Origin of the sequence: Peribacillus huizhouensis, from assembly GCF_014138605.1 — a bacterium.
Classification (GTDB): domain Bacteria; phylum Bacillota; class Bacilli; order Bacillales; family DSM-1321; genus Peribacillus; species Peribacillus huizhouensis.
This window is the reverse complement of the sequence record NZ_JACJHX010000002.1, coordinates 83,012-101,805: the sequence shown is the minus strand read 5'-3', so window position 1 is coordinate 101,805 and position 18,794 is coordinate 83,012. Positions and strand designations below refer to the sequence as shown.

The window sequence follows — 18,794 nt, the reverse complement described above, 5'->3', positions numbered from 1 at the left end:
TGCTGTGAAAAAGATGATTGCCCTCAAGAGGCAAAGGGCGCCTCCCAAGGTCAATCCCTATTTTCTTCGCAAGCTGACCAAGGCACTTCCGCTTTTCTTACTGTCCAGCTCCAGTGCCTAGCTTGCTGTGAAAAAGATGATTGCCCTCAAGAGGCAAAGGGCGCCTCCCAAGGTCAATCCCTATTTTCTTCGCAAGCTGACCAAGGCACTTCCGCTTTTCCTACTGTCCAGCTCCAGACGCCATCGGCTCGAACATAAGCAGGCACCTTCCGCTTTTTCTTGAATCTTGCTTTTTCTCTTGTTATAATGTAAAACAGTGCATTTGTGTCGAGAAGTAGGAGTGAACGCGATGAATAGAGAAGAAAAATTAAAAAGACAATCTAAAATTAGAAATTTTTCCATCATTGCTCATATTGACCATGGGAAATCGACGTTGGCAGATCGGATTTTAGAAAAGACGAATGCCTTGCAGCAACGTGAAATGAAGAATCAGCTGCTCGATTCAATGGATTTAGAGCGTGAACGTGGAATTACGATTAAATTGAATGCGGTACAATTAAAGTATCTAGCGAAAGATGGAGAAGAATATATTTTCCATTTAATCGACACACCGGGACACGTCGACTTTACGTATGAAGTTTCTCGAAGCTTAGCAGCATGTGAAGGTGCTGTGCTCGTAGTTGATGCTGCGCAAGGAATTGAAGCGCAGACGCTAGCTAATGTGTATTTGGCATTAGATAATGATCTTGAAATTATTCCTGTTATTAATAAAATTGATCTTCCGAGTGCTGATCCTGAACGGGTAAGAAATGAAATTGAAGAAGTCATCGGCCTGGATGCATCAGATGCAGTTCTTGCTTCTGCTAAAGCTGGTATTGGAATTGAGGATATTCTAGAACAGGTTGTTGAATTAGTTCCAGCACCACAAGGAGATCCAGAAGCTCCTTTAAAAGCGCTTATCTTTGACTCCGTGTATGATGCGTATCGCGGTGTTGTTGCTTATATCCGTGTGATTGACGGTTCAGTTAAAGTAGGCGATCGAGTAAAAATGATGGCGACTGGCAAGGAGTTCGATGTCACAGAAGTTGGGGTCTTCTCACCGAAAGCTCAACTTGTTGATGAACTTAATGTCGGCGATGTTGGCTTTTTATCAGCATCTATTAAACATGTTGGGGATACACGTGTCGGGGATACGATTACGAATGCCAAAAATGGTGCGACTGAAGCGCTACCTGGTTACCGAAAACTTAATCCAATGGTGTATTGCGGACTATATCCAATTGATTCGTCGAAATTTAATGACTTGCGTGACGCTCTTGAAAAGCTTGAATTAAATGATTCCGCTTTGCAGTTTGAACCTGAGTCATCACAAGCACTCGGGTTTGGTTTCCGATGTGGTTTTTTAGGACTACTACATATGGAAATTATTCAAGAACGGATTGAACGTGAATTTAAAATCGATTTAATTACGACAGCGCCAAGCGTTATTTATGATGTCATTATGACAGATGGTACACAGCTAAAAATTGATAACCCGTCTAATATGCCGGAAGCACAAAAAATTGAGCATGTTGAAGAACCTTATGTTAAAGCATCGATGATGGCTCCAACGGAATTTGTCGGCGCTATTATGGAGCTTTGTCAAAACAAACGAGGGAATTTCATCGACATGCAGTATTTAGATGAAACGCGTGTCAGCATCAATTATGAAATTCCACTTTCTGAAATTGTTTATGATTTCTTTGATCAATTGAAATCAAATACGAGAGGCTATGCTTCATTTGATTATGAATTAATCGGCTATAAACCGTCTAAACTAGTGAAGATGGATATTCTATTGAATGCAGAGACTGTGGATGCATTAAGCTTTATCGTTCACAATGATTTTGCTTATGACCGCGGGAAAGTCATTGTTGAAAAATTAAAGAAGCTAATCCCAAGGCAGCAATTTGAAGTACCGATCCAAGCGGCAATCGGTCAAAAAATCGTTGCTCGTTCTACGATAAGTGCGATGCGGAAAAACGTTCTTGCAAAATGTTATGGCGGTGACATTTCACGTAAACGTAAGCTTCTTGATAAGCAAAAAGAAGGTAAAAAACGGATGAAGCAAGTTGGATCTGTTGAAGTGCCTCAGGAAGCATTTATGGCTGTACTAAAAATGGACGACACAACGCCAAAAAAATAAAGTGAGATTCAAAAAGAGGGTAGGCCATGGTATTTTCGGTGTCTAGCCTCTTTTTGATTTTTTATCCCGCATTAACGGAAAGTCAAGACCCCCCACCTCAAGCCTATTAGGGACAAAGATGGTAGGTGGGGGACAAAAATTGCCCGTAAAAGCCCAATCGGGTTCGTACTGTCGATTGATCGAAGCGTGTGCTACGACGCGACAGTAGAACGGGACTAACCATCAGTGGGGGATGAAGGACAAGGACCCCCGCTGATGGAAGTTTCACTTTATACGAAACAAATATGGCGTTAAAACGTCACCATTTACCAGGAAGGACCTATCCTGTAGTACAAAAAAGGATAAATAACAAAGGTTGTGAACAATATGATAAAAAGCGCTTATATCCATATCCCGTTTTGTGAGCATATTTGCCACTATTGTGATTTCAATAAAGTTTTTTTAAAAGGGCAGCCGGTTGATGATTATTTAGCGATGATGACAAGAGAAATGCAATTACAGCTTGATAAGTATCCAACAGCAGGGCTTGATACTATTTTTGTCGGTGGTGGAACTCCGACATCTTTAGACGAAAAACAGCTTGCTTACCTTTGTGATTCAATTTCTGAATGGATGCCAATGAATGCAGGAGCAGAATATTCCTTTGAAGCGAATCCTGGTGATCTCTCTCGTGAAAAATTGGATATCATGTTTCAATCAGGTGTAAATCGACTTAGTTTTGGGGTACAGAGCTTTAATGATGAGTTATTAAAGAGAATTGGTCGGACACACCGAGCGAAAGAAGTGTATGAAACGATTGAAAAAGCACAATCAGTTGGCTTTACAAATATAAGCATCGACTTAATTTATGGGCTTCCAGGTCAAACAATGGATGATTTCATTGAAACGCTTGATACAGCGCTTGCGCTTGATTTGCCCCATTATTCTAGTTATTCGCTCATAGTGGAGCCAAAAACGGTTTTTTATAATTTGATGCAAAAAGGAAAACTAAACTTGCCACCTCAAGATTTAGAAGCAAGGATGTATGAGTTGCTCATGGAAACGATGGATCGACATGGTCTCTATCAATATGAAATCAGCAATTTTGCCAAAGTAGGCTATGAAAGTCGCCATAACCTAACATACTGGAATAATGATGAGTATTATGGCATCGGTGCTGGCGCCCATGGCTATACGGCGGGCCGACGAATTGCTAATCATGGACCTGTGAAGAAGTATATGGCACCGCTTGTAGATAACGAGCTACCTGTCATAGAAAATCATCTTGTCCCCATTCATGAACAAATGGAAGAGGAAATGTTTTTAGGGTTAAGAAAAACAGCCGGAGTTTCTTACGCTGGATTTTTCGATAAATTTCGGGTGGAAATGACAGATGTTTTTGCAAAACCGCTCGAAAAGCATATAGGTAAAGGCTTGCTTTTCGAGAAGGACGGGTACGTCCGATTAACGAAGCAAGGTAAACTACTTGGTAATGAAGTATTCCAGGAATTCCTTGGTTTAGAAAAATGAAATACATTCTCAAAAAAATGAAGAAAGTTCTAGGTCTTAACCGTTGACATCACTACGCGCTTTTGATAATTTATTAGTATATTAGCACTCACAAGTACAGAGTGCTAACAGGGGGGATCATAGATGATAACTGATCGTCAATTATTAATCCTTCAAGCTATTATTGATGACTTTATTCGAAATGCCCAACCAATTGGATCGCGGAGTTTGTCGAAAAAAGAAGGAATTACCTTTAGTTCTGCGACCATTCGAAATGAAATGTCGGATTTAGAGGAATTTGGTTTTTTAGAAAAAACACATACCTCTTCAGGGCGAATTCCTTCAGAAAAAGGGTATAGATATTATGTGGATCATTTGTTAGCGCCGGAAAGAATAAAAACAGATGATCGGCGTATTATACGCTCGATTTTTGCAGATCGGATTTATGAACTTGAGAAAATCGTTCAAAAATCGGCCAAAATTCTTTCAGAACTAACGAATTACACATCTATCGTTTTAGGCCCAAAAGTCAAAGATAACAAGCTAAAGAAGATTCAAATTATCTCGCTTACTAAAGAAACGGCGATTGCGATTATTATTACTGACACTGGACATGTTGAGAATAAGGTGATTTCGCTTCCACCGTCTTTTGATATGAATGAAATCGAGAAAATGGCGAATATTTTAAATGATCGACTTGTTGGGGTCCCTCTTGCTGAACTACGTGATAAGATTTATAAAGAAGTAGCTGTCTTGCTTAGTCAGCATATTCAAAATTATGGTACGCTCGTGTCTTCTCTTGCAGAAACACTAGATATCTCTAACCCGCCAAAATTATTTTTTGGTGGCAAAACGAATATGTTGAAGCAACCTGAGTTTCATGATATTGATAAAGTATCTTCACTGCTTTCATTGATTGACCAAGAACAGGGACTTTATGAAATTATGAAGCAAAATCCAGCTGGTATTCACGTGAAAATCGGCAGAGAAAACAATAATGTATTACTCGAAGATTGCAGTTTGATTACCGCGACGTATTCTGTCGGGGAGCAACAAGTAGGCACCATTGCGATTCTTGGACCTACAAGAATGGAATACTCACGCGTAATCAGTTTGCTGGAATTTTTCTCAAAAGATATGACAGCTCTGCTTACAAAGCTGTATCAAAATTATTAGTAAAGGCAATATTTGGGGATGCGCAGGAAGTAATTCTGCCGTTCTCTATGTCTTACATATATAAAGCACCCATTTTTAGGAGGTGAGATTGTGACAGAAGAGAGAAAGAATGAACAGCCAGTAAACGAAGAAACTGTTGAAGCTATTTTTGCTGAAGAAGATGTTCAAGTTGAGCAGGCGAATGAAGAAGCTGTTACTCCTATGGACGAACTTCAAACGGCTACTGCGAAAATTGAAGAATTGGAAGCAAAGCTAGAAGAAATGGATAATAAATATTTACGTTTACAAGCTGATTTTGATAATTCAAGAAGACGTGCGAAGCTTGATATGGAAGCTGCATTGAAATATAGAGCTCAAAGCCTTGCTGGCGATTTAATTCAGTCTCTAGATAATTTTGAAAGAGCGATGAAAATCGAAAGCGATAATGAAGAAACCAAATCGGTAATTGCCGGAATGGATATGATCTACAAAGGTATTGTAGAGGCATTGAAAAAAGAAGGCGTAGAAGCGATTGAAGCTGTAGGAAAAGAATTTGATCCACATATGCATCAAGCTGTTATGCAAGTACAAGATGATAGCGTTGAATCAAATATTGTTGTGGAAGAATTCCAAAAAGGCTATAAATTGAAGGATAGAGTCATTCGTCCGTCAATGGTCAAAGTAAGCGAATAATACTACATAAATAGCAGGAGGTAAGTGACTATGAGTAAAATAATTGGTATTGACTTAGGAACAACGAACTCATGTGTATCTGTACTTGAAGGTGGAGAACCGAAAGTAATTCCGAATCCGGAAGGAAATCGTACAACACCATCTGTTGTTGCTTTTAAAAATGGTGAAAGACAAGTTGGGGAAGTAGCAAAACGTCAAGCAATTACTAACCCTAATACAATTATCTCTGTTAAACGTCATATGGGAACAGATCACAAAGAAACAATTGAAGGTAAAGATTATTCACCTCAAGAAGTTTCAGCTATTATTCTTCAATACTTGAAATCATATGCAGAAGAATACCTTGGTGAAAAAGTAACGAAAGCAGTTATCACGGTTCCTGCATACTTTAATGATGCAGAACGTCAAGCGACAAAAGATGCTGGTCAAATCGCTGGTCTTGAAGTAGAACGTATTATTAACGAACCAACTGCTGCAGCTTTAGCTTACGGTTTAGATAAAACAGATCAAGATCAAACGATTCTTGTTTTTGACCTTGGTGGCGGTACGTTCGACGTTTCTGTAATGGAATTGGGAGACGGCGTTTTCGAAGTAAAAGCAACGGCTGGTGATAACAAACTTGGTGGAGATGATTTCGACCAAGCGGTTATTGACTATTTAGTCGCTGAATTTAAAAAAGAAAACGGCATTGACTTAGGAAAAGATAAGATGGCGCTACAACGTTTGAAAGACGCAGCTGAAAAAGCGAAAAAAGACCTTTCTGGTGTTACGTCTACTCAAGTTTCATTGCCATTTATTACAGCTGGAGAAGCAGGCCCGCTTCACTTAGACGTTACGTTAACAAGAGCAAAATTTGATGAAATCACAGCTGGACTTGTAGAGCGCACAATGGGACCAACTCGTCAAGCATTGAAAGATTCAGGACTTTCTGCATCTGAAATTGACAAAGTCATTCTTGTTGGTGGATCAACACGTATTCCTGCTGTTGTTGAAGCAATCAAAAAAGAATTAGGTCAAGAACCATCAAAAGGTGTAAACCCGGATGAAGTAGTAGCAATGGGTGCAGCAATTCAAGGTGGCGTTCTGACTGGAGATGTGAAAGACGTTGTTCTACTTGACGTAACTCCACTTTCTCTTGGTATCGAAACAATGGGCGGCGTATTTACGAAATTGATTGACCGTAATACAACAATTCCGACAAGTAAATCACAAGTATTCTCAACGGCTGCTGATAATCAAACAGCGGTAGATATCCATGTTCTTCAAGGTGAGCGTCCAATGTCTGCGGATAACAAAACGCTTGGTCGTTTCCAATTAAGCGACATTCCACCAGCACCACGTGGAATTCCACAAGTTGAAGTAACGTTTGATATTGACAAAAACGGTATCGTAAACGTTCGTGCGAAAGACCTTGGTACAAACAAAGAACAAGCGATCACAATTAAATCATCTTCAGGTCTATCTGATGAAGAAATCGATCGTATGGTACGTGAAGCAGAAGAAAATGCTGATGCAGATAAACAACGTAAAGAAGAAGTTGAACTTCGCAACGAAGCAGATCAACTTGTTTTCCAAACGGAAAAAACGTTAAAAGAACTTGAAGGTAAAGTCGATGAAGCGGAAGTTGCAAAAGCAAACGAAGCGAAAGACGAACTGAAAGCTGCGATTGAGAAAAACGAATTAGAAGAAATTCGTACGAAAAAAGACGCGCTTAATGAAATCGTTCAGGCTTTAACAATGAAACTTTATGAAGAAGCTGCAAAAGCACAACAAGCTGCTCAAGGTGCAGAAGGTCAAGCACAACCATCAAATGATGATGTAGTGGACGCTGAATTCACAGAAGTAGACGACGATAAAAAATAATAAACGAGATATGGCGATGGATTAACAAAGTGCCAACACTCTGAAGAAAAGTCAAAGTCAGGTTATCTTGGCTTTGGCTTTTTTGAGATGAGATTTGTCAGCGCAGGCTTAAAAAAGCTGGGATGTTTACTACGTTCCTTTATGCGGTGGATTTGGTTGGATTTCCATGAATACGCATGTTTTTCTTATTGTCTAACTACAGCGCCTAGCTCGCTTTAGAAAACGTTGATTGCCACAAGATGGCCAAAAGCGCGCCATCATGCGTCAACCCCCTTTTTCTTAGGTCCACAGGATGTGGGTCATGCCGACGTTGCCACAGGATGTGGCGATCTTAGTCGGCCTTCTTTAAGGGGTGCTTCAGCTTTTCTTATTGCACTATATCTTCGATGAATGTTAGAATAATCTTTATGTGAAAAGGATCGGGAGTGAGAAAGAGGAATGAGTAAACGAGATTATTATGAGGTACTTGGGGTTTCCAAAGGTGCTTCTAAAGATGAAGTGAAAAAAGCATATCGTAAGCTTTCTAAACAATATCATCCAGATATTAATAAAGCAGAAGACGCTGCTGATAAATTTAAAGAGATTACAGAAGCGTATGAAGTTTTAAGTGATGATCAGAAGAAAGCCCATTATGATCAATTTGGACACACAGATCCGAATCAAGGTTTTGGTGGTCAGGACTTTGGCGGCTTTGGTGGTTTTGAAGACATTTTCAGTACGTTCTTTGGTGGCGGTGGTGGAAGAAGAAGAGATCCGAACGCCCCAAGACAAGGAGCAGATTTACAATACACGATGACACTTTCGTTTGAAGAAGCAGTGTTTGGTAAAGAGACTGTAATCGAAATTCCTCGTGAAGAAACATGTGACACATGTTCTGGTTCGGGAGCTAAACCAGGAACAAAGGTAAACACTTGTTCACATTGTCATGGTACTGGTCAATTGAACGTCGAGCAAAATACAGCATTTGGCCGCATAGTTAACCGTCGTACTTGTCATCATTGTCAAGGAACAGGGAAAATCATTCCTGAGAAATGTTCAACATGTAGTGGTACTGGAAAAGTTCAAAAACGTAAAAAGATTGAAGTTAAAGTTCCAGCAGGAATTGATGACGGTCAACAACTTCGCGTTACAGGTCAAGGTGAGCCAGGATTCAATGGCGGTCCAGCTGGAGACTTATATGTAGTGTTCCGAGTACGTGAACATGAATTTTTTGAGCGTGAAGGCGATGATATTTATTGTGAAATGCCGATTACATTTACTCAAGCGGCATTGGGAGATGAAATAGAAGTTCCTACTGTCCACGGAAAAGTGAAGCTGAAAGTTCCAGCAGGTACACAAACAGGTACTCGTTTCCGTCTGAAAGGAAAAGGTGTTCAAAATGTACGTGGCTATGGTCAAGGTGATCAGCATGTAGTTATTTTACTAGTAACACCGAGAAAACTTACTGAAAAACAAAAGCAATTACTCCGTGAATTCTCTGAAATCAGTGGGCAGAATGCTCCAGATGAACAAGAAGATGGTTTTTTTGCTAAAGTAAAACGCGCATTTAAAGGTGATTAATTGATTAGGGGAGTTGGTAGAAATGAAATGGTCTGAAATTGCAATCCATACAACGAATGAAGCGGTCGAACCTGTTTCCAATATACTACATGAGGCGGGTGCGAGTGGAGTTGTTATTGAAGATCCTTTGGAACTGTTGAAAGAACGAGAAAACGTCTTTGGAGAAATCTACCAGCTCAACCCTGCCGATTATCCCGAAGAAGGCGTTGTCGTTAAAGCATATATTCCTGTGAATAGTTTCTTAGGTGAGACAGTTGATGCGATTAAAGAATCCATTAATAATCTATTAGTTTTTGATATTGATCTAGGCTTAAATGCCATTTCAATTAGTGAAGTGAATGAAGAAGAGTGGGCGACTGCCTGGAAGAAATACTATCATCCTGTTAAGATTTCCGAACGTTTTACCATAGTGCCAACTTGGGAAGACTATACACCAGTGAACAGTGATGAGCTGATTATTGAATTAGATCCAGGAATGGCCTTTGGAACAGGAACCCATCCGACGACAGTTATGTGCATTCAAGCATTAGAGCGTACTGTAAAGCCTGGAGATGTCGTGGTGGATGTAGGTACGGGTTCTGGTGTTCTAAGTATTGCTGCTGCTTTACTTGATGCAAAAAACGTTCAGGGTCTTGATTTAGATGAGGTTGCAGTCCGTTCAGCGAACATCAATGTGAAACTTAATAAAGTTCAAGAACGAGTAACTGTTTCACAAGGCAATTTACTAGATGGGATCAAAGAACAAACAGATGTGGTCGTAGCGAATATTTTAGCTGAAGTTATCCTTCGCTTTACCGACGATGTGGCAAAAGTTGTAAAACCAGGAGGCTATTTTATTTCATCCGGAATTATTCAACCGAAAAAACAAGAAGTAAAAGATGCGATAATTGCGGCAGGTTTCACAATTGAAGAGACGCTTTTAATGGAAGATTGGGTCGCGTTTATCGCCAAAAGAAACCAATAAAGTGAAACTTCAATCAGAGGGGGGGCTTCATCCCCCTCTGATTGATAGTTGAACCAATCGGGCTTTTACGGGCAGTTATCCCCCACCTACGCTTCTTCGATTCCTCTAATCCTAGAGAGGTGGGTGTTACTGCCCGTTAATGCGGGATAAAATGTTGCATACTAAAGAGATCATGAAGGTGGCAAAAGCAGTTGCCACCTGTTTTGTATGAAGGACATGGGGACTTAGGCTTTGCGACTTACTAATTTAGCCAATTTACTATGAAGTTATCCTTCCATTATTAAGATTATACTCCCAAATCCAGCACCACTACCATTGTGATTATGCTAGTGTAGCGTGCTTCAGGATGAATCCTTCAAAGTAAATGGTGGCGTTTTTTACGCCATATTTGTTTTGTATGAAAGTAGGTGATTGTTTGCAACGATATTTCTTAGAAGCGGATGCGTTTGTAGATGGAACGATTCAAATCACTGGGGCGGATTTTCATCACATGACAAGGGTAATGAGAATGAGCATTGCAGACCAGTTGATTGCTGTTAAGCCGGATGGAGAAGCGGCATTGGCTGAGATTGTAGACGTGACAAGTGAAGCTGTACGAGCTACTGTTGTTGAATGGTTAAAAGAAGATAAAGAACTGCCGATTAAACTTGCAATTGCGAGCGGTCTGCCTAAAGGGGATAAACTGGAAGTAATCGTCCAAAAAGGAACGGAAATGGGAGCGCATGAGTTTATCCCTTTCATTGCGGCTCGTTCGGTGGTAAAATGGGACGAAAAAAAGGCGGGGAAAAAGATTGAACGCCTGCAGAAAATTGCCAAGGAAGCGGCGGAGCAGTCGCATCGCACAGTACTTCCTCATGTAACAGAACCACTGAACTTAGGAAGTCTCATCAAGCATGCCGATGAGTATGATGTGAAAATGGTTGCATTTGAAGAGTCAGCAAAACAGGGAGAGAAGGGTGCTCTTGTTTCTGCTTTGCAAAACATGAAAACAGGGCAATCCATGCTCTTTGTATTCGGACCAGAAGGTGGTTTAACAGAGCGAGAAGTCACTCAACTAACTGAAGCAGGATTTACTCTCTGTGGCCTTGGACCAAGAATATTACGAACTGAAACAGCGCCACTTTATGCATTGGCTGCTGTTTCCTATCAATTAGAATTATTGAGGTGAAGAAGATGGCAACTGTCGCTTTTCATACATTAGGATGTAAAGTAAACCATTATGAAACGGAAGCCATTTGGCAATTATTTAAAAACGATGGCTATGAACGTGTTGAATATGAAACGAATGCAGATGTATATGTAATCAATACATGTACAGTTACAAATACGGGTGATAAAAAAAGTCGTCAAGTTATTCGCCGGGCGATTCGTAAAAACCCTGATGCGGTTATAGCAGTAACAGGGTGTTATGCTCAAACGTCACCTGCTGAAATTATGGCTATTCCAGGTGTTGATATCGTAGTTGGTACGCAAGACCGGTCGAAGATGCTAGGCTATATTGAGCAATTCAAACAAGAAAGACAACCGATTAATGGTGTTGGTAACATCATGAAATCCCGTGTATACGAAGAACTTGATGTACCGGCATTTACCGATCGCACACGAGCTTCTTTGAAGATTCAAGAAGGATGTAACAACTTCTGTACATTTTGTATCATTCCTTGGGCTCGCGGTTTAATGCGTTCCCGTGACCCGAAAGAAGTGCTTCATCAAGCGCAACAACTAGTAGACGCTGGTTACAAAGAAATCGTTTTGACTGGTATTCATACAGGTGGCTATGGTGAAGATATGAAAGATTATAATTTAGCGAGATTGCTTAGAGATTTAGAAACGCAAATCGTTGGATTAAAACGAATCAGAATTTCTTCGATTGAGGCAAGCCAAATTACCGATGAAGTTATTGAGGTGTTGACGAATTCCGATAAAGTCGTACGTCACCTACACATTCCAATTCAATCTGGATCTGATACCGTTCTTAAACGGATGAGAAGAAAATATTCCATGGAATTTTATGCAGATCGTTTAGTGAAGCTACGTCAAGCTTTACCGGGTCTAGCGGTTACTTCCGATGTAATTGTCGGCTTCCCAGGTGAAACGGAAGAAGAATTCATGGAAACATATAATTTTATTAAAGACCATAAATTCTCTGAATTGCACGTATTCCCGTATTCTAAACGAACAGGCACTCCAGCTGCTAGAATGGCAGATCAAGTGGATGAAGAAGTGAAGAATGAACGTGTACACCGTTTAATCTCGCTTTCTGAGCAACTTTCAAAAGAATATGCTTCTCTTTTTGAAGGGGAAGTGCTAGAAGTTATTCCAGAGGAGCTTTACAAAGAGGATCCAAAAAGCGGCTTATACGTAGGCTATACAGATAACTATTTAAAAGTTGTCTTCCAAGCTACTGAAGAAATGGTTGGCGAAATTGTGAAAGTGAAAATTACAAAATCAGGTTACCCATATAATGAAGGACAGTTTGTGACAGTTGTGAAAGATTCTGAAGCAGCAGCTGGAATTGTAGGCTAACCAAGGGCAGTGGGTGTCTAATAAGGGTCTGACCTCGCACTCTAAATCAGTAGGTAGTGTGTCATACACTTAACTTATACTGAATTTAGTTGTTGTGGGGTATGGCCCTTCTTTATTTTTATAAATATCCAGATACTTGCACACAATAATAACTATGAGTTCAAACATGTAAGTTTATTTCTTATTTCTCGTCATATTCAATTAAACATGATATGATAAAGAGGTACGTACAACTAATCGTCTTAGTTTTGAAGGGAGATTTTATATATGACACAAAATATCGCAAAATTAATTGATCATACGTTATTAAAAGCAGATGCAACGAAGGCACAAGTTAAACAATTATGTGAGGAAGCAAGAGAGCACCACTTCGCATCAGTGTGCGTTAACCCTACTTGGGTTGCATATGCGAGTGAATTGCTTGCAGGTTCTGATGTAGTCGTTTGTACAGTAATCGGCTTCCCTTTAGGAGCAAATACTCCTGAAACGAAAGCATTTGAAACGAAGAATGCCATTGAAAATGGTGCAAACGAAGTAGATATGGTGATTAATATCGGCGCCTTAAAAGATAAAGATGATGAATTAGTAGAACGAGATATTCGTGCGGTTGTCGAAAGTTCAAAAGGAAAAGCATTATCCAAAGTCATTATTGAAACGTCTTTATTGACAGAAGAAGAAAAAATCCGTGCATGTGAACTTGCTGTAAAAGCGGGGGCTGATTACGTGAAAACGTCAACTGGCTTCTCAACAGGCGGAGCGACTCCTGAGGATATTGCACTTATGAGAAAAACAGTGGGTCCAACGATCGGTGTTAAAGCGTCAGGCGGTGTTCGTAATACGGAAGATGCAGTAAAAGTAATCGAAGCAGGAGCAACTAGAATTGGTGCAAGTGCAGGGATTGCGATTGTGAATGGTTTAACGGCTGATTCTGATTATTAAGTCGAAATAACTTAGTATTCATAGCAAAGGGTCTGACTTCACACACTATATTGTATATAGATGTGGAGCCAGACCCTTTCGTTTTGGGCAAAAGCTTGGTATAAAGATTCGTCTAGTTCCGGGCTATGCGACTAATTGAAAATTTATACGTCGAATCTCAGAATTTTTGCGTTTTTTTCGTATGAATTTTTAAAACAAAGCTCGCAAATTGCTTTGAGAAAGGCAACACGGCGAGTGATGTGAAGACATTAAACAAAACGCTTGCATGAGCAAGCTGCATGTCCTTTGAAGAAGTTAACGCTTGTGCGAATGTTCCTAAATAATGGATTAGTGGTATAAATAGCAAAACCCCTAGTAAATTCAACCAAATATGTGCGTACGCGGTAAGGGATGCATCCTTACCAGAGCCGATGCTTGCCATCCAACCGGTTATGCACGTTCCAACATTTGAACCAAGCATAATCGCGATTGCGCTTGCTAAAGCCATATCCCCCCCTGCCAAAAAACTCATCGTAATGCCGATGGTCGCTGAGCTTGAGTGAATGATGGCTGTCATGATAATTCCTGTTAAGAGTGCAATAAAAAGATGACTGTCCATTTCGGCGAGCAAATGCTTGGTAAATGGATAATTGGCTAATGAGGATGATAGAAATTTAAAGCCGCTCATAGCTGCAAAGATAGAGCTTATCCCAATTAATGCCGTTCCAAAACTCCTTGCAAGTGTCGATGGGAGTAACCATAATAATGCCCCACTAATAACACCTGGAATAATATATGAGTCAAGTGAGAAGGTCATGAACTCTGTTGTGAAGGTGGATCCAATATTCGTGCCAAGAATAATGCCGATCGTTTGCCGAAACGCGATGCTTCCTGAAGAAACCAGTCCGACTGTCATGACCATGACCGCTGAGCTACTCTGGAGTATTCCTGTAGAAAGGATGCCTGCCAAGAATCCTTTCCAAGGCCGATTCGTTATTTTTCCAAGCACGGTTTTTAATTTTTCTCCAGACAAATTAAATAAGCCGATTCGCAAAACAAACATACCAGTAAGAAAAATGATAATAAACAATCCGAATAAGACTAAATCCTTCACGTAGCTCACCTCTGCTAAATTGTATGGATAAGTTCCATAGGACATGCTTGTTTGATACAATATGTATGGAATGTATAATTTTTTCATAAAAATATTCAAAATATATCGCAGTAAACGACAATTAGTTTGAATTAACCAGTTGACCTGATTAGTGGCATATATTATAATGGTTTAGTACATGTATAACATGTTGACAACTTGAGTTAGTGTGTTGTTTTCGGAGGGAGGGAAAGAGATGTCTAAAACCGTCGTTCGTAAAAACGAATCGCTTGAAGATGCTCTTCGTCGTTTCAAACGTACTGTATCTAAAGCAGGATCGCTTCAGGAAGCTAGGAAGCGTGAATTTTATGAAAAGCCAAGTGTAAAACGTAAGAAAAAGTCTGAAGCTGCAAGAAAACGTAAATTCTAAGAGAGGGTGGAAAGATGAGTCTTCTCGAGCGTTTAAATAATGATATGAAACAAGCGATGAAGAACAAAGAAAAGGACAAACTATCTGTTATTCGTATGCTTAAATCTTCTCTTCAAAACGAAGAGTTGAAAAAGCGCGAAGCATTAACAGATGATGAAGAATTGACAGTGCTCTCTCGCGAATTAAAACAACGCAAAGACTCCCTCCAAGAGTTTGAAAATGCAGGTCGTATCGATCTCGTGGATAAAGTCCGTACCGAAATAGATTACGTTGAGGCATATATGCCGGAGCAACTTTCAGAAGAAGAGATTTCAGAGATTGTAAAAAATACAATCGAAGAAGTCAACGCATCATCTAAAACAGATATGGGCCGAGTAATGGGAGCGCTTATGCCGAAAGTAAAAGGCAAAGCAGATGGTTCTCTTGTAAATAAGTTAGTGCAACAACATCTATCTTAAACTCAAAAACCCAAAGCCATAGGCATTGCGCCTATGGCTTTTTGTTTGCGCACAGAAATGCAATATCTTCATGAATGTATAAGCATTACATAAGTTTGTCCTGCATTCCAGGCAATAAGACCCGAGCTCAAGCTTGTGAGGAACAAAGTAGATGAGGTGGGGAACAAACCCCTGTAAAAGCCCGATTGGTGAGATACAGTGAAAATAAAGGTATAGTTGAGGCCCACACCAAAGGATGTGGGTCACACAGACGTTGTCGCAGGAAGCGGCGTACTTAAGTTTGTGATTCAATTTCGGGTTCGTAGCGTCGCTTTATCGAAGTGGAACGGAGAAATTAGCGACACTAGAACGGGACTAACCATCAGTGGGAGATGAGGGAATACCCCCACTGAAGGAAGTTTCACTTTATAAGGGATTATCCTTGCTGATTTTAGCTTGATGGGCGATACTCAAAATAGCTGTAAAGATTCTGAAACCTTTGGGCAATACATACGTAATAAAGAGGAGAAGAAAAAATTAAAGAAAGGAGGCATCTCCTTTGAGAATATGGCGTTCCGTACTAATTGGATTATTATTCTTAGTAGTAACAAGTTTGTTGATCATTCAGCCTACTAACGTAAAAGCTGAGGATGGGATTGTTTATCTCGTTCCGATTAAAGATACGGTAGAGGATGGTTTGTATGCATTTATTGATCGGGCATTGACAACTGCTGAGGAAAACGGAGCTAAAGTCGTAATTTTCGAAGTAGATACACCAGGGGGAGCGGTTAATTCGGCGACCAGGATTGGGAAACGTATGCAAAATACGCCCGTTGCGACAGTGGCTTATGTGAATAACCGAGCACTATCGGCAGGCGCTTATATCTCGCTCAATACAGATAAAATCTATATGGCGCCTAATGCGACAATGGGATCAGCAGCTGTTATTGATGCAGCAGGTAATGCAGCGAGTCTCAAGGCTCAATCAGCTTGGGTTGCTGCAATGAAAACAGCAGCTGAACAAAATGGTCGTGATCCTATCTATGCACAAGCGATGGCTGACGTAGATATTAATCTACCTGAATATGATGCAGGAAAAGGCAAACTCTTAACGTTCACAGCTGGGCAAGCAAAAAAAGCGGGTTATAGTGAAGGAACAGTGAGTACCAAAAGTGAGTTATATAAGTTTCTTGGCGTAGAAGATGCTAGCATACAGTCCATTGATGAGAGCATCGCCGAAAAAATTGCCCGCTTTCTGACTAATCCATTTGTTATTCCAGTACTGTTATTGATTGCTGGCATTGGGATTGTGATGGAGTTATTTACCCCAGGCTTTGGTATCCCTGGTACAACTGGACTTATTGCCTTATTGCTCTATTTTTACGGCCATTTCGTAGCAGGGCTTGCAGGCTATGAAGTTTTAGTTTTATTTATCTCAGGAGTTTTATTATGTATCCTCGAATTGTTTATCCCTGGTGGGATCGTTGGTGCACTTGGTATGGCAGCGGTCATCGTCAGTCTGTTCTTGGCATCTAACAGTCCGGTCCAATTAGGGATTTCTCTACTAGTTGCATTGGCAGTATCTATACTTGTGTTTATCCTACTTGTAAAGGTGTTTGGAAAAGAGATGAAATTTTTTAGAAAAATTGTGTTGAAAGACTCAACGAGCTCTGAGCAAGGCTATATATCAAATGTGAGCAGGATTGAATTGGTTGGAATGGAAGGAATTACTCTAGTTGATTTGAGACCTTCAGGAACGGCTGAGATTAACGGTGAACGTTTAGATGTTGTTTCAGAAGGAAGCTTTATTTCTAAAAACTCTAAAGTTAAAGTTGTAAAAGCAGAAGGATCACGAATTGTCGTTCGTGAAATTTAAATGATTGTCATTTTATTTTTGAAAGGATGAATAGTTTGGACGCAAATATTATTTTTATTATTTTGGCTGCGATAGCGATTATTATCGTACTGTCAGTATTTTTTACATTTGTCCCTGTTACACTTTGGATTTCAGCATTAGCTGCTGGGGTAAGAGTCAGCATATTTACATTAATTGGGATGAGGTTACGCCGAGTTATTCCAAGTCGTGTGGTCAATCCACTAATTAAAGCACATAAAGCAGGCCTCAGCGTACAGACGAACCAACTGGAAAGTCACTACTTAGCAGGAGGGAACGTCGATCGTGTTGTGAATGCGTTAATTGCAGCAGAACGAGCGAACATTACTCTTCCTTTTGAAAGAGGCGCGGCGATTGATCTAGCCGGCCGTGATGTATTAGAAGCAGTACAAATGAGCGTTAATCCAAAGGTGATTGAAACTCCTTATATTTCAGGTGTAGCGATCAACGGGATCGAAGTAAAAGCGAAAGCAAGAATCACAGTGCGTGCAAATATTGAACGTCTTGTCGGGGGAGCTGGTGAAGAAACGATCATCGCTCGTGTCGGTGAAGGGATTGTCGCAACGATTGGTAGCTCCAAAAGCCATACAGATGTACTTGAAAATCCTGATTTGATCTCCCGTACCGTATTATCAAAAGGGTTAGATGCTGGTACTGCATTTGAAATTCTCTCGATTGATATTATGGATGTGGATATCGGGAAAAACATTGGAGCGATTTTGCAAACAGACCAAGCGGAAGCAGATAAGAAAATCGCACAAGCAAAAGCAGAAGAACGTCGTGCGATGGCTGTTGCAGAAGAACAAGAAATGGTTGCTCGCGTACAAGAAATGAGAGCGAAGGTTGTTGAAGCGGAGGCAGAAGTTCCATTGGCAATGGCTGATGCATTGAAGTCAGGCAATCTTGGTGTGATGGATTACATGAACATCCAAAATATTGAAGCAGATACAGGTATGCGTGGTTCCATTGGCAAAATGTCTAAAGGACCTAAGGATAATGACAAGTAAGACATTGGGAAGGGAGGCTTACTATGGAATCCCTCTTTGATTGGATCTTTGGGAACATCTGGGTTATCGCCATTATTTTTGGGATAATTTCTAGTATGTTTAGTAAAAAGAAAGCAACCCAGCGTGACCCTAAGAGTACGGGAACACCTACTACACCTATTAACCAGAAGCCGGTGCGTGAACAAAATCTGCCTAAGCATGATCAGTCGAAAACGATTCGCCAATTTTATGAGGAAGCTAAGAAGGCGATGGAGCCATCGCGCCCTGATACTCTTGAAATTGAAACTGATACAAAGCCAAATGCAGAAGTCTGGCTAAAAGAGCAAGAGCTTAAACAACAGGAAGCTGAGCGAAAGCGACAAATTCAACTTAAAGAGGATTTAGCCGTGAGGAAAGAGATTTCTGATGATAGCAGCCCAGTTTACCAAACGAACTTTACCATTAGTCAGCAGAAGGTACTTGATGGCATTATTATGGCTGAAGTGCTTGGTCCTCCAAGAGCTAAGAATAGACGTCGTTTGGGACGACGTAAGTAAGTATATAGGAGTGTAAAATAATGGTGCTAGAACCCCCATTCATTT

At 40.4% G+C, this 18,794-nt stretch carries 16 protein-coding genes; 15 read left to right on the top strand and 1 reads right to left on the bottom strand.

Annotation, left to right across the window (positions count from 1 at the left end; all coding sequences use genetic code 11):
* Positions 1 to 349: 349 nt before the first annotated feature.
* The 10 genes from lepA to deoC all read left to right on the top strand — a co-directional run bounded on the left by lepA (position 350) and on the right by deoC (position 13,373).
* Positions 350 to 2,185: a translation elongation factor 4 gene (gene lepA, locus HNP81_RS03745; protein WP_182501602.1), complete on the top strand. Its 1,836-nt coding sequence runs from the start codon at positions 350 to 352 to the stop codon at positions 2,183 to 2,185.
* A 366-nt stretch (positions 2,186 to 2,551) separates the two neighbouring features.
* Complete coding sequence (gene hemW, locus HNP81_RS03740) at positions 2,552 to 3,694, top strand: radical SAM family heme chaperone HemW (RefSeq protein WP_182501601.1); 1,143 nt, start codon at positions 2,552 to 2,554, stop codon at positions 3,692 to 3,694.
* A gap of 123 nt (positions 3,695 to 3,817) precedes the next feature.
* The gene (gene hrcA, locus HNP81_RS03735; RefSeq protein WP_028391862.1) at positions 3,818 to 4,849 is read left to right on the top strand and encodes a heat-inducible transcriptional repressor HrcA; all 1,032 of its coding nucleotides are present in this window, start codon (positions 3,818 to 3,820) and stop codon (positions 4,847 to 4,849) included.
* A 90-nt stretch (positions 4,850 to 4,939) separates the two neighbouring features.
* A complete protein-coding gene (grpE, locus tag HNP81_RS03730) occupies positions 4,940 to 5,521 on the top strand; it encodes a nucleotide exchange factor GrpE (protein WP_376766714.1) in 582 nt (193 codons plus the stop codon).
* 30 nt (positions 5,522 to 5,551) lie between these two features.
* Positions 5,552 to 7,384: a molecular chaperone DnaK gene (gene dnaK, locus HNP81_RS03725; RefSeq protein ID WP_182501600.1), complete on the top strand. Its 1,833-nt coding sequence runs from the start codon at positions 5,552 to 5,554 to the stop codon at positions 7,382 to 7,384.
* A gap of 438 nt (positions 7,385 to 7,822) precedes the next feature.
* The gene (dnaJ, locus tag HNP81_RS03720; RefSeq protein WP_028391859.1) at positions 7,823 to 8,944 is read left to right on the top strand and encodes a molecular chaperone DnaJ; all 1,122 of its coding nucleotides are present in this window, start codon (positions 7,823 to 7,825) and stop codon (positions 8,942 to 8,944) included.
* Between the two features lie 22 nt (positions 8,945 to 8,966).
* Positions 8,967 to 9,908 carry a 50S ribosomal protein L11 methyltransferase gene (gene prmA / locus HNP81_RS03715; RefSeq protein ID WP_028391858.1) on the top strand — a complete coding sequence of 314 codons (942 nt, stop codon included), beginning with the start codon at positions 8,967 to 8,969 and terminating at the stop codon, positions 9,906 to 9,908.
* Positions 9,909 to 10,323: 415 nt separating this feature from the next.
* Positions 10,324 to 11,076 carry a 16S rRNA (uracil(1498)-N(3))-methyltransferase gene (locus HNP81_RS03710; protein ID WP_182501599.1) on the top strand — a complete coding sequence of 251 codons (753 nt, stop codon included), beginning with the start codon at positions 10,324 to 10,326 and terminating at the stop codon, positions 11,074 to 11,076.
* A gap of 5 nt (positions 11,077 to 11,081) precedes the next feature.
* Positions 11,082 to 12,434 (top strand): tRNA (N(6)-L-threonylcarbamoyladenosine(37)-C(2))-methylthiotransferase MtaB, encoded by a 1,353-nt coding sequence (gene mtaB / locus HNP81_RS03705; RefSeq protein WP_182501598.1) that lies wholly within the window; start codon positions 11,082 to 11,084, stop codon positions 12,432 to 12,434.
* 267 nt (positions 12,435 to 12,701) lie between these two features.
* The gene (gene deoC, locus HNP81_RS03700) at positions 12,702 to 13,373 is read left to right on the top strand and encodes a deoxyribose-phosphate aldolase (protein WP_182501597.1); all 672 of its coding nucleotides are present in this window, start codon (positions 12,702 to 12,704) and stop codon (positions 13,371 to 13,373) included.
* Positions 13,374 to 13,530: 157 nt separating this feature from the next.
* On the opposite strand, the gene HNP81_RS03695 is transcribed toward deoC, so the two are convergent.
* Positions 13,531 to 14,466: a Na/Pi symporter gene (locus HNP81_RS03695; RefSeq protein WP_182501596.1), complete on the bottom strand. Its 936-nt coding sequence runs from the start codon at positions 14,464 to 14,466 to the stop codon at positions 13,531 to 13,533.
* A 235-nt stretch (positions 14,467 to 14,701) separates the two neighbouring features.
* On the opposite strand from HNP81_RS03695, the gene rpsU reads away from it, so the two are divergent.
* The 5 genes from rpsU to HNP81_RS03670 all read left to right on the top strand — a co-directional run bounded on the left by rpsU (position 14,702) and on the right by HNP81_RS03670 (position 18,749).
* A complete protein-coding gene (rpsU, locus tag HNP81_RS03690) occupies positions 14,702 to 14,875 on the top strand; it encodes a 30S ribosomal protein S21 (RefSeq protein ID WP_028391853.1) in 174 nt (57 codons plus the stop codon).
* Positions 14,876 to 14,889: 14 nt separating this feature from the next.
* Complete coding sequence (locus HNP81_RS03685) at positions 14,890 to 15,333, top strand: GatB/YqeY domain-containing protein (RefSeq protein ID WP_182501595.1); 444 nt, start codon at positions 14,890 to 14,892, stop codon at positions 15,331 to 15,333.
* A 538-nt stretch (positions 15,334 to 15,871) separates the two neighbouring features.
* Positions 15,872 to 17,188 (top strand): NfeD family protein, encoded by a 1,317-nt coding sequence (locus tag HNP81_RS03680; RefSeq protein ID WP_182501594.1) that lies wholly within the window; start codon positions 15,872 to 15,874, stop codon positions 17,186 to 17,188.
* A 26-nt stretch (positions 17,189 to 17,214) separates the two neighbouring features.
* Positions 17,215 to 18,213, top strand: coding sequence for a flotillin-like protein FloA (gene floA / locus HNP81_RS03675; protein ID WP_084552342.1), 999 nt, complete (start codon positions 17,215 to 17,217; stop codon positions 18,211 to 18,213).
* Between the two features lie 23 nt (positions 18,214 to 18,236).
* Positions 18,237 to 18,749, top strand: a complete 513-nt coding sequence (locus tag HNP81_RS03670; protein WP_028391849.1) for a YqfB family membrane protein — start codon at positions 18,237 to 18,239, stop codon at positions 18,747 to 18,749.
* Positions 18,750 to 18,794: the final 45 nt, after the last annotated feature.